Source organism: Bacteroidota bacterium, assembly GCA_017303975.1.
GTDB lineage: Bacteria > Bacteroidota > Bacteroidia > JAFLBG01 > JAFLBG01 > JAFLBG01.
Genome location: JAFLBG010000021.1, coordinates 42,224 through 54,449 on the forward strand (window position 1 = coordinate 42,224; position 12,226 = coordinate 54,449).

At 33.7% G+C, this 12,226-nt stretch carries 10 protein-coding genes; 1 reads left to right on the forward strand and 9 read right to left on the reverse strand.

Annotation, left to right across the window (positions count from 1 at the left end):
- Nucleotides 1-158: 158 nt before the first annotated feature.
- Nucleotides 159-1,079 carry a tRNA (adenosine(37)-N6)-dimethylallyltransferase MiaA gene (miaA, locus tag J0M08_08595; protein MBN8703110.1) on the forward strand — a complete coding sequence of 307 codons (921 nt, stop codon included), beginning with the start codon at nucleotides 159-161 and terminating at the stop codon, nucleotides 1,077-1,079.
- Here miaA and J0M08_08600 read toward each other — a convergent pair.
- The 9 genes from J0M08_08600 to J0M08_08640 all read right to left on the reverse strand — a co-directional run.
- The gene (locus tag J0M08_08600) at nucleotides 1,076-2,161 is read right to left on the reverse strand and encodes an efflux RND transporter periplasmic adaptor subunit (protein ID MBN8703111.1); all 1,086 of its coding nucleotides are present in this window, start codon (nucleotides 2,159-2,161) and stop codon (nucleotides 1,076-1,078) included. The genes miaA and J0M08_08600 overlap by 4 nt on opposite strands.
- Nucleotides 2,162-2,185: 24 nt before the next feature.
- Nucleotides 2,186-3,439 carry an ABC transporter permease gene (locus J0M08_08605; GenBank protein MBN8703112.1) on the reverse strand — a complete coding sequence of 418 codons (1,254 nt, stop codon included), beginning with the start codon at nucleotides 3,437-3,439 and terminating at the stop codon, nucleotides 2,186-2,188.
- An 8-nt stretch (nucleotides 3,440-3,447) separates the two neighbouring features.
- Entirely contained in the window at nucleotides 3,448-4,674 is a 1,227-nt protein-coding gene (locus J0M08_08610) for an ABC transporter permease (protein ID MBN8703113.1), read from the reverse strand.
- Between the two features lie 35 nt (nucleotides 4,675-4,709).
- Nucleotides 4,710-5,375, reverse strand: a complete 666-nt coding sequence (locus tag J0M08_08615) for an ABC transporter ATP-binding protein (GenBank protein MBN8703114.1) — start codon at nucleotides 5,373-5,375, stop codon at nucleotides 4,710-4,712.
- Between the two features lie 108 nt (nucleotides 5,376-5,483).
- On the reverse strand, nucleotides 5,484-7,946 hold the full coding sequence (locus tag J0M08_08620) for a TonB-dependent receptor (GenBank protein ID MBN8703115.1): 2,463 nt from the start codon (nucleotides 7,944-7,946) through the stop codon (nucleotides 5,484-5,486).
- Nucleotides 7,947-8,014: 68 nt separating this feature from the next.
- Nucleotides 8,015-9,580, reverse strand: a complete 1,566-nt coding sequence (locus J0M08_08625; protein MBN8703116.1) for a methylmalonyl-CoA mutase — start codon at nucleotides 9,578-9,580, stop codon at nucleotides 8,015-8,017.
- A gap of 3 nt (nucleotides 9,581-9,583) precedes the next feature.
- On the reverse strand, nucleotides 9,584-10,105 hold the full coding sequence (locus tag J0M08_08630; protein ID MBN8703117.1) for a hypothetical protein: 522 nt from the start codon (nucleotides 10,103-10,105) through the stop codon (nucleotides 9,584-9,586).
- Between the two features lie 4 nt (nucleotides 10,106-10,109).
- Nucleotides 10,110-11,357: an imidazolonepropionase gene (locus J0M08_08635; protein MBN8703118.1), complete on the reverse strand. Its 1,248-nt coding sequence runs from the start codon at nucleotides 11,355-11,357 to the stop codon at nucleotides 10,110-10,112.
- A 1-nt stretch (nucleotide 11,358) separates the two neighbouring features.
- Nucleotides 11,359-12,226, reverse strand: an 868-nt coding sequence (locus J0M08_08640) for an amino acid permease (protein ID MBN8703119.1), incomplete at its 5' end; no start/stop codon positions are given.

A 12,226-nucleotide genomic window follows, 5' to 3' on the forward strand; every position in this document is an offset into this window, starting at 1 on the left:
ATATCTAGAAATAGATATGCTTTTTTGTAGATTTTATAAAAATAAACTCACGTTTTTTTGTAACCTTTTACGAAACTAGCTGACAATAACGCATTAGCAGATGTATCTATATAGTTAGTATCTTAGATAAACACTCTTTTTTTAGTAAATTAGATAACGTGGCGAGTAAAAAAACACTAATTGTATTGGTTGGACCAACAGCTGTTGGAAAAACTAAGCTTTCTATACAGTTGGCAAAAAAGTTTAATTCTGGAATTATTTCGGCAGATTCCAGACAGTTTTATTCAGAAATTTCGATTGGTACTGCAAAGCCAAGTAAAGAAGAACTTGCTGAGGTAACACATCATTTTATAAATAATTTATCAATTAATACCAATTATACTGTTGGTGACTACGAGAAGCAATGTATTGATTTGATTGCTAAACTATTTTTGCAACACGATATTCTCTTCTTGGTAGGAGGTTCCGGACTTTTTGTGAATGCTATTTGTAATGGTTTGGATGAAATGCCCTCCGGAAATTTATTGATACGTGAAGAGCTAAACAATCAACTAAAAGAAAATGGTTTAGACCATTTGCTTGAAGAACTTAAAACACTCGACCCAATCTATTACCGAAAAGTAGATAAAGCCAATCCGCAACGAGTTATTAGAGCACTAGAAGTATGCAAATCTACCGGAATTGCATTTTCCTCTTTTCATAATAGAAATAGTATTGATAGGCCATTTGCTATAATTAAAATTGGCTTAAATACGGATAGAAAAACTCTCTATGAGAATATAAACAGTCGTGTGGATATCATGATGCAAGAAGGATTGTTGGACGAAGTAAAAAGTGTACTGTCTTATAAGCACTTAAATTCCTTGCAAACCGTTGGTTATAAAGAACTTTTTGATTACTTAGACGGACTAACAACGCTGGAAAATGCGGTTGAACTTATTAAACAACACTCTAGAAATTTTGCGAAACGCCAACTAACATGGTTCCGGAAAGACGCTGAAATAAAATGGTTCGAACCACAAAATCAGCAAGAAATAGAACAGTATATTTTGTCAAAACTAGAATTGAGAAAAAATTAAAGCTGTTGTCCTGATTTAATTTTGGCTGTAGCAGTTACTCCTTCTACCACCTCAATATTTATACCATCAGACAATCCCGTTTTGATTTCCTTTTTGCTGTATTTGTCTTTAGATTCTTCTACCTCGATGTATGTTTTGTCATTTTCAAATAGCAATACGCTTTCCGGTACCGAGAGTACATTTTCTTTTTTCGCCAAAATAATATCTGCATTGGCGCTGTATCCGGCTCTTAAAAACTGACTTGTTTTAGTTTTAACAGCAGCTTTAATTTGAAATTGAATGGCTCCATTATCTAACACACCTTTAGGCGAAATATACTCTAGTTTTGCATCAAATTTTTCTGTTTCAATAGCACCAACAGTTAAAACCAAATCCATACCAGTTTGTAGTTTGCCAACTTCCGATTCATCTACTTTCCCTTCAAAAATCATTTCGCCCATATCAGCTATAGATGCGATTGTTGTGCCTTCGTTAAACGTATTGCTTTCAATAACTGAATTGCCTTCTTTTACAGGTACATCCAATAGCATGCCGGATATAGTAGATTTAATAAGCGTATTGGTTGCTTGTCCAGAGTTTTTAGTTACACCTTCTTTTATTAATTGTAAGTTATTCTCTGCAGCAACCAGTTCTTCTTTTGCTGTATTATAGCGCAATTCAACTTGTAAAAAATCTGCATTGGATATTACTTGTTGTGTCATCAATTTTTTATTTCTATCGTACTCAACCACCACATTATCCAAGTTGATTTTAGCTTGATTAAGCCTATTTTCGGCATTATTTAGATTAATCATATTGGGAATAATTTTAATCTTCGCAATCACATCTCCTTGCTTTATGAGTTCGCCTGCTTGCACGTAAATTTTTTCAATTATACCCGAAACCTGAGGTTTTATTAAAATTTCTTTGCGGGGCAATATAGAACCTGTTGCCACGGTCTTTTTAATAATAGTAGCTATTGCAGGAGATATTGTATTATATACCACCGGGGGCTTTTCCGACTTTTTATATAAAAAATAAAAAGTCCAAATGAATGTCCCAATCAGTAAAAAAACTAATGCAAACTTTACAATTTTCTTAATCATTTTTGTTCTTTTTTTAAGTAATTATTCAGCTCTTAACGCGTCTACGGGATTAATGCTAACAGCTTTCTTTGCCGGTATTATTCCTGCTAATGCACCCGATAGTATTAAAATAAATAATGCAGAAATTGCAACACCAATATTTACTTCCGGATTTTGAAACATACTTCCATCCTCTTTTGGTAAAATGGACGATATTAATTCCAACAAACCAATTCCGGCTAGTAAACCTAAATACCCTGCAATAGAAGTCAAAAATACAGATTCAATAATTAATTGTGAAGAAATAGCAAATGGAGTAGCTCCAATGGCACGTTTAATGCCAATTTCCTTAGTTCGTTCTTTTACAATTATCAGCATAATATTACTTACTCCAATTACTCCTGCAATTAAAGTTCCTGTTCCTACAAACCAAACCAACATTCTAATTCCAGAAAATAATCCACTAAGTTTATTATACTCTTCTTCCATGTTCCAATGCCCGACAGCGGTTAAATCGTCCGGAGAAATTTTGTGTCGTTCTTTTATTTTTTCAATTGCTTTTTGTTCGGCTATCGATGCGGGAATTCCGTCTTTACTTTTTATGGCAAACCACATTACTTTATTGCCATAATTAAACGCACGTTGAAATGTAGTAAATGGAATAAACACTTTTTGTTCTTGTTCTATTGCTTGCCCACCTGAGGCTGTAGATTGTGTAATGCCAATTACCATAAAATAAATGCCATTTACTTGAATATATTTTCCTAAGGCATCTTCTGTTTTAGAAAATAGTACTTGCTTTACTTTATTTCCAATAACACAAACTTTACGGCAATTTGTAATATCGTTGTGGTTGATATACCTTCCACTAACTACTTTTACAAATTCAATGCTTTTCTTTTCCGGAAATTCGCCAAACACAGTAAAATTACCTGTTTTAGTACCTCTAACAACATTATTGTTTGATCCATATCCACCAAGTTGATTTTCGGCAGTTACAACATCAAGTTCCGGAAGTTGTTTAAGAGCTTGCATGTCTTGCAAATTAAAACTGTAGCTTCTCCCCTCTTTCATTCCTTTATAATTTTTCGATGTTTTTTGAGTCCACATAAAAAAACTATTGGTTGCTGTACCTTCAAACTCTTTTAAAATTCCATTTTGCAACCCATTCCCGGAACCTAACATAATAACAAGCATAAATATCCCCCAGAACACTCCAAATGCGGTAAGGAATGTTCTGAGTTTATTTTTACGAATGGTGGCAAAAATTTCTTGCCAGTTATCTTTGTCAAGCATTTTATTTACTAAGCTTTAAGTGCTTCTACCGGTTGTATTTTTGCAGCACGCATTGCAGGTATAAAACCTGCTATTGCGCCACAAAATACTAACACAAGTGTTGCAGTTAGTGCAATACTTAAGTCAACTTCCGGGTCTTTAAAAAAATCACTATTTAATTCAAGTTTGTTAAACAGTTCTATTAGTAGTATTCCAAATAACAAGCCAACATAGCCTGCAATGCCAGTAACTACAACCGACTCTTGAATTATTTGTGTAACAATAGAAATTGGAGTTGCGCCAATCGCTTTTCTAATTCCAATTTCTTTGGTCCTTTCTTTTACCACTATCATCATAATATTACTTACTCCTACAATACCGGATATGATTGTGCCAATACCAATTATCCAAATAAATATTTTTATACCGTCAAGCATATTCATAATTCGCAAGTACTCCACAACATTGTTATATGCACCAATTGCTTTAGGGTCTTCTGCCGAAAAATTATGTTTTTGTGCCAATAAACTAACTATATCAAGCCTTATTTGCTCACTTTCTTCGATAGATGCATCTCCTGTGGTTAGCCATATTACACTAATATCATTTTTTCCGTTATACGCTTTTTGTGCAGTAGATACCGGAATGTATATTCTGTCGTTATCTCCTCTTCCGGGGTCGTTAAACAAGCCCACAACTGTATATTTAATTCCATCCACATCAATATCCTTTCCAATTGGATTTTCGTCTTTAAATAAAAATTTTTTCACTGGAAGTCCCATTGCACAAACTTTTCTACATTGTTTTATATCCAATTGATTTATGAAACGACCTTCAACAAGAGTTGCATTCTCTAGGTAAATGTGATCGGGTTGGCAAGAACGAGCCAAAAAATTCCCATGTTGATTTTTGTACGATAAAACACGGGAGCCTCTCCAATCGTAGGTATCGGTTATTTTATCAATACTTTTGACTTTTGATTTTAATAAATCGAAATCTTCGTTGGTTAGTTTAATGTCTCTACCTGGCTTCAAACCTTTGTGGGGAATACTTGTTTGCCCTCCATTAATCCAAATACTATTGGAGGCATCTCTTTTAAATTGCGACTCAGCTCCATTGCGCAAAGCTTTACCGGAGCCCAACAGAATTATAAGAATAAAAATTCCCCATGCCACACTAAATGCAGTAAGAAAGGTGCGCAACTTATTCTTGCTAATTGTGCTGTATATTTCTAACCATTTTTCTTTATCAAACACGTGCAAAAATTATTAAGTAGCGAGTTATTTTTAAATTACGTAGGTATAATTAATCCGTCTTTTAATCTAATTACTCTGTCGGTCATTTTAGAAATGTCGTCTTCGTGAGTAACAATTATAATTGTATGTCCTTGTTTGTTTAATTCTTTAAAAATAGTCATTACTTCTAGTGATGTTGATGAATCTAGAGCTCCGGTTGGTTCATCTGCGAGGATAACTTTTGGATTTGTAATAATTGCTCTTGCAATTGCAACTCGCTGCTTTTGTCCTCCGGATAATTCACTAGGCAAGTGATTCGCCCATTCTTTTAATCCAACTTTTTCAAGTAATTCCATTGCCAGTATATTTCTCTGTTTGCGAGAAACTCCTTGATAATACAATGGTAGAGCTACATTTTCAAGCGCATTTTTAAACGCCAGCAAATTAAACGATTGAAAAACAAACCCTAAAAATTGATTGCGCAACTGGGCTGCTCTTGTTTGTGACAAATTAGAAATTTTGGTATTGTTTAATAGATATTCTCCTCTATCATGATTATCAAGCAATCCAAGAATATTAAGTAAAGTAGATTTTCCGGATCCGGAAGAACCCATAATCGATACAAATTCGCCTTCCGCCACATGCATATTTATGCCCTTAAGCACATGCATTGAAGTTTGCGCAATTTTATATGATTTGTGTATTTCAGTTAGGGTTATCAAACAAATATTTTAGGGTAATTTACAAAAATGTAGTGTGCAGAATTGGAAATTGTAGTTAATATTTGTTAATCGATTGCTGGGTCATACTAAGAGCAGTATGATGCAAAATCACATCTCATCGCCACCACCGGAATTCATTCCAGGTTCTCGCTTTTTAGTATTTCGATTTTGCATTAAATCTTGTTTGCCAAAATTATAGGTAGCACTTATGCGAAAAAAACGTGCTTCTCTTCTACGTTGTGTAACCTGCGTAAATTCCGGTGTTTCGTAATCCATACCAAATCGTCTACTATTAAAAATATCGCTAACTAAAAAACTTACATTCCAAGCTTTACTTATAATTTTATTAACTGAAAAATCAATACCATATCTGTATTTCGTTTTTCCTTGAGGTAATATTCTTGGATGCTCGTAATCTCCATTTAACTGCGCAGATATGTTGAATGGAAGTCGGTAAGCAATAATGGATTTTGCACTAAAAGTAAAACCAGAGTTAGTAAGATTACCAGCCGTAAGATTAGTATTAAATGTATTCACATTAAAGGTAATATCCATTTTCTTAGAAGGGCTCCATTTTATTGTTTTTTCAATTCCATAAACAAATCTATTGTCAGCGTTTATAAAGGTATTTATGAATAAACTAGAATCGGTAGGTGATTGATAAAAATAAAGTGTGTGTGGGTCAGTAACGTACTTAGAGTACAATGAAACCAATACGTTGCCAGTAGAAAAAATTTTGTTGTAATTAACCTCCCCCATATTTATAAATTCGGGTTTTAGGTTAGGATTTCCAATTCGAATGTTCTGCTTGTCAATAAAATGAACATTGGGATTCATTTGAAAAAAATTACCTCTACTTATTTTTCTAGAAAAATTTAGTTGAAACTCTTGGTTGTTACTCATTTTCTTAGAAAAATAGATTGCCGGAAAAAAAGCGTTTTGCAAATTTTCTAATTTAGACGGATAGCTATACGAAAAAGATTGTTCCTTATTAGGTATATTTCCAACAAAATATGTTTGTTCAAAGCGCAATCCAGCTTGAAATCCAAAACCCTTTTTTAGTTTTCTGATATAATTGAAGTAGCCGGCATTTATAATCTCTGTAATATCGAAAACATTGGTTAGAAATGTGTCAACATAATATGCATCATCTGTGTAATTATATTTTTTTGCAGTGTTTACGTAACTACTAAGTTTATAATTACTTCTAAATCCCATTTCAATTTTAAGAGAATCGGAAATGGGATTTACAAAATCTAATTGATAGGTGGCAACATTCGTATTGTCGTCCGTAGTTAAATTATCAATTACAGGATTCTCTGGAAGCAATAAATTTCCTGAAATATAATTACTTGTTGTGTTTTCATTAAACTGAACTCCCAACGTTTTGTTGTATGTTAAATCAGAAGTAAGCTCCTTTCCGGGTTTAGGAAATTTATGTTTAAAAAATATTTGTCCGGAAAAAGTGTTCGACTTTCCCTCCATTTTAAAAAGTCTGTCGCCATAAAGTGTAACAACTTTATCTGAATCGGAAAATTTAAAAACCTGCACATCATCACTAGAATGTATCATTTGCATAAAAAAGCCTGTAAACGAAATCGAACTTCTATTTGACATTGAATAATCTAAACCCAAACGAACATTCTGCATTTGAGCCGTATTAAAATTATCAGCATCTTGATCATAATAAGAAAAAGGAGTTTCATTTTTATACGATGTTCTATAAACATATCCTTTGGTAGGATTGCTGCCCTTATTAAAATTGTAACCCGCGCTTAAATTTATTTTGTCTTTTTTGAAATTCAAGCTTACATTGGCGTTGTATCTATCATTAGTGCCGACACCAAGTGTTACAAGACCATTGTAGCCTGGCTTTACATTTTTTTTCATAACAATATTTACAATTCCACCGGAAGAAGAAGCATCAAACTTAACAGATGGGTTGGAAATAACCTCTACTTGCTCAATTTGGTCAGCCGCCAATTGATTCATTTGTAAGGTAGTTGGTCTTCCATCAATAAAAATTTGCACATTGCTATTTCTGAGTGTTACATTATTATCTGCATCTACGGCAAGCCCGGGAACATTTTTCATAACATCCAAGCCATTCCCGCCTTTGGTAGATAAATCTTTATCTACATTATACACTCGTCTGTCAATGTTCATTTGAACAGTGCTTTTCTCAGAAACTACTTCGGTTTCTTTTAAAAGTTCAATATTGGGTTCAAATTTTAAATTGCCAATATCTTGCTCTACAAGCTGCGGATTAATGGAAATAGGCTTTATTAAGGTTTTATAGCCAATAAACGAAACATATAATTTGCATGGCCCCATGTAAGTAATTCCATCTAACATAAAATCGCCATTTGATTTAGAAAGAGAACCCGTTAGCAGACTGTCTTTGTTTGTTTTTAAAACTACTGTTACAAACTCAAGAGGTTGATTTGTTTGAGAATCGATTATTTTGCCATATACTTTGGCGCTCAAAGCAGCTTTCCCTTGAAATTTAGGTTGAGAAAAAAGTTGGTTTAATAAAAGTAGCTGAGCGAATAAAACTAAATATTTTTGCATGTAGACAAGTTAATACTTGTTTAAACAAGCAAAAAACATTTTAACAAATATTCACAAAAAAAGATAGCTTATTTATGCTCGCCAAATACAGATCTAAGCGTATCCGCTATTTCGCCAAGGGTGCAGTAGTTTTCTGCTGCTGTTAAGATAAATGGCATTAGGTTTGAACCATCTTTAGCCGCTCCGGCAAGTTGCAGTAAAGATGTATTAACAGCATTATTATCTCGTTTTTGTTTTAGCTTCTCAATTTTCTCTATCTGTATTTTCTGAATAGAATCATCTACTTTAAACAGGTCGAATTTATTGCTCTCTACAACATCAAACTTATTCACGCCAACTATTATTTTTTCTTTCGATTCAATTTTTTGTTGGTACTCAAAAGCCGATTTTGCAATTTCATTTTGAATATATCCTTGTTCAATAGCACTTACAGCACCACCCATTGCATCAATTTTTTTCATGTATTCAAATGCTCTTTTTTCAATATCGTCTGTAAGATTTTCTACAAAATAACTTCCTGCCAAAGGATCTACTGTATCGGCAACACCACTTTCAAAGGCAATTATTTGTTGTGTACGTAGAGCTATTCTTGCAGCTTCTTCTGTTGGCAGTGCCAACGCTTCATCATATCCATTGGTGTGTAAAGATTGAGTTCCTCCCATTACAGCAGCTAATGCTTGAATTGTAACTCTTGAAATATTATTATGAGGTTGTTGAGCTGTTAATGTAGAACCTCCTGTTTGGGTATGAAACCTAAGCATTTGAGCTTTAGGATCGGTTGCACCCAACTCCTTCATTATTTTTGCCCACATTCTTCTTGCCGCACGAAACTTTGCAGTTTCTTCAAAGAAATTATTGTGTGCATTAAAAAAGAATGACAATCTCTTTCCAAAAACATTTATATCTAATCCTTTTTCCAAGGCAGCTTTTACATAAGCTTTTCCATTTGCCAAGGTAAATGCTAATTCCTGAACAGCTGTAGAACCGGCTTCTCTTATATGATAACCGGAAATTGAAATGGTATTCCAACGTGGAACTTCTTTACTGCAATATTCAAAAATATCTGTAATAATTCGCATGGAAGGTTGAGGAGGATAAATATATGTTCCTCGTGCAGCATATTCTTTCAAAATATCATTTTGTATAGTACCAGATATTTTTTTAATGTCAGCTCCTTGTTTTTTTGCAACTGCTATGTAAAAACTTAATAATATCGATGCAGTTGAATTTATAGTCATGGATGTGCTTACCTCCTCCAAGTTAATTCCATCAAACAATACTTCCATGTCTGCAAGTGAATCTATTGCAACACCAGATTTACCAACTTCTCCATCCGAAAGAGCATGGTTAGAATCATACCCAATTTGAGTTGGAAGATCGAACGCAACAGACAATCCAGTTGTGCCGTTTTTTAATAAATATTTATATCGCTTATTAGACTCTTCCGCAGTTGAAAAACCCGCATACTGTCGCATTGTCCATAATTTACTACGATACATAGAGTCTGAAATGCCTCTAGTATATGGAAATTCGCCCGGAGCTTCTACTACACTATTTTTATGTGGGTATGTTTGGTTAATTTCAATTCCGGAATCTGTTATAAATTTATCTTGTCTATTTTTAATATCGCTCATAAATTAAAGGCTTTGAGATACTTCTTTTTTTATAAAATCAATTGCAACTGCGGTTGGAAGCTTTTTTAATTGAGCTGATAGTTCAATTATCTTCTGTGCTAATTCTTGTGGGTCCGAAGTTTCTTTTACTTGTGTAGATGCTAGATTTACCAGTTTTATAATTTCTTCTTTAGCGCTTTTAACCATTTCCCATGCCGCAGGTGAAATATAAATTTGTTGAGACAGATTATGCTCAAATTCACCTCTTATATTTTTAATTAATTCTCCCTGAAAAAAACGAACACTCACGCCAGATTTGTTTACACGCATAACCAAACTGTTTGGAGAAATTCTTTCCAACAATAAAATCATTCGTTCGTAAGCTTGCAATTTGAGAGGAACAAGTTGCTCTGCAGTAGTTTTTTTTATTTCGAAATTGCGTTTCTTTTCTTCTTGGTCAAAAAACTGTTTAAGTATAAAATATACTCCAATTAGTATTACTGAGGCTAGAATGATTAAAGAAAACAGAACTATAATTGTATCCATATAATTAGTTTATAATTTTTCCATTTAAAATTATTGTTTCAATTTGGTTAGAGGCAAACGAGTATGGAATAAAAGAATAAGATGGAATTTCTTTTGTAATAAAAATATTTGCCTTTTTTCCTATCGCAATACTACCTAACTCTCTTTCTACATTCATTGCATAAGCAGAATTTATAGTTGCGGCATTAATTGCTTCTTCCGGAGTAAGTTTATATTGAATACATAATAAAGACAGCATAAAATTCATATTTCCACTTGGGCTACTTCCGGGATTGTAGTCGGTAGCAACTGCAATAGGTAAACCGGCATCAATCATTTTACGTGCTGGAGGCAATGGTAATCCTAAAAAGAAAGCTGCTCCCGGAAGCACCGTTGGCATTGTTTTTGACAATTTCAAGAGTTCTATATCCTTTTCGTTTGTAAACTCTAAATGATCTACACTTATTGCATTGCATTGCACACCTGCTTCTATCCCCCCACTGTGGCTTAATTGCTCGGCATGAACTTTTCCGTTTATTCCATGTTTCCCGGCACATTCCAAAATTTCGATAGTTTCCTCTTTCGAGAAATATCCATTTTCACAAAACACATCGCAAAAATCGGCTAACTTTTCTTGTGCAACAGCAGGAATCATTTCGTTTAATAGCAAATCAATGTATTTACGTTTATTGCTTTTAAATTCAATAGGAACAGCGTGTGCCCCAAGAAATGTAGCTTTAATTGTTAACTCAGATGATTCTTTTAGTTTTTTAATTACTCGGAGCATTTTAAGCTCATCTTTTACGGTAAGCCCGTAGCCACTTTTAATTTCAACAGCTCCGGTTCCCATAGATGTTATTTCCGAAATTCTTGATTTGGCAGATACTAACAATTCCTCTTCCGATGTATTTCTAAGCTTTGTGGCAGAATTTAAAATACCTCCTCCTCTTTGGGCAATTTCTTCGTAGGTAAGTCCGTTTATTCTATCTACAAATTCACCTTCTCTGCTGCCCGCGTAAACAATATGTGTATGAGAATCACACCAACTTGGAAATACAAGCTTATCTGTGGCATCAATTAAATGTAAATTGTTCCAATCAGTAATTCCTGGAAAGTCATTCATACTTCCACAATCAAGTATCAATCCATCTTCTATTGCTAACCACGCATCGTTTATGCAGGGTAAGGTTTTCATCTCTTTCCCAATAACCATTGTTCTTGGTTTTTCTTCAACCTGAACTAATGTTTTAATATTTTTTATTAATATGCGCATATTATTGTTTGTTTAATTTACTGTTTTTATAACCATATAAAAAGTAAACTAAAAGGCCAATTCCAAACCAAATAAAAAACCAAATCCAATTAGAAGCAGCCATTCCTGTAAGTAAATAGCAACAAGACAAAAGTCCAGCAACAGGTATAAACGACAAATTTCTTAGAAAAGACAAAATTGCCATTACAATAAAAAGTACAAAGAAAAGTATCATGCTAATGTTAGATGTAAAGTTTTCTCCTTTTACATCTAACAATGATTTTATGTACTGCATATTATAGCTAAGCATAAGTACTGTACTAATAATAAAAATTGCAGGAACAATATATTTTGCATTAATATATGGCAGATGAAACTTTCCAGCTACTTTTTCTCTTTTGGGTAATAATAAAATTCCTCCGCAAACTAGCACAAACGCAAATAAAGTACCAATACTTGTAAAATCGAGTACAAAATTTTCGTCAGTAAAAAAGATAGGAACTCCAACCACAAATCCTGTTACAATTGTTGCAAAGCCGGGCGTTTTGTATTTTGGATGAATAGATGAAAAGCGGTTAGGCATTAATCCATCTCGGCTCATAGTCATCCAAATACGAGGCTGCCCCATTTGAAAAACCAATAAAACACTTGTCATGGCTACCACAGCAGCAATAGAGACAATAAACAACATCCATTTAACACCTTTTAGTTTAAATATTTCAGCCAATGGATCGCTCACACCAAGCATATCATAAGGCACCATACCGGTTAGAACCAGTGCTAATATGATATAAACAACGGTGCAAATTAGTAAAGAGTAAATCATTCCTTTGGGCAAATCACGCTGCGGATTTTCACTTTCCTCTGCCAATGTTGATATCGCATCAAAT

Bases quoted from the DNA above. Each gene is read 5' to 3' on its own strand.
- J0M08_08605 (MBN8703112.1), bottom strand. From the start codon at position 3,439: ATGCTTGACAAAGATAACTGGCAAGAAATTTTTGCCACCATTCGTAAA.
- J0M08_08620 (MBN8703115.1), bottom strand. From the start codon at position 7,946: ATGCAAAAATATTTAGTTTTATTCGCTCAGCTACTTTTATTAAACCAA.
- J0M08_08625 (MBN8703116.1), bottom strand. From the start codon at position 9,580: ATGAGCGATATTAAAAATAGACAAGATAAATTTATAACAGATTCCGGA.
- J0M08_08630 (MBN8703117.1), bottom strand. From the start codon at position 10,105: ATGGATACAATTATAGTTCTGTTTTCTTTAATCATTCTAGCCTCAGTA.
- J0M08_08635 (MBN8703118.1), bottom strand. From the start codon at position 11,357: ATGCGCATATTAATAAAAAATATTAAAACATTAGTTCAGGTTGAAGAA.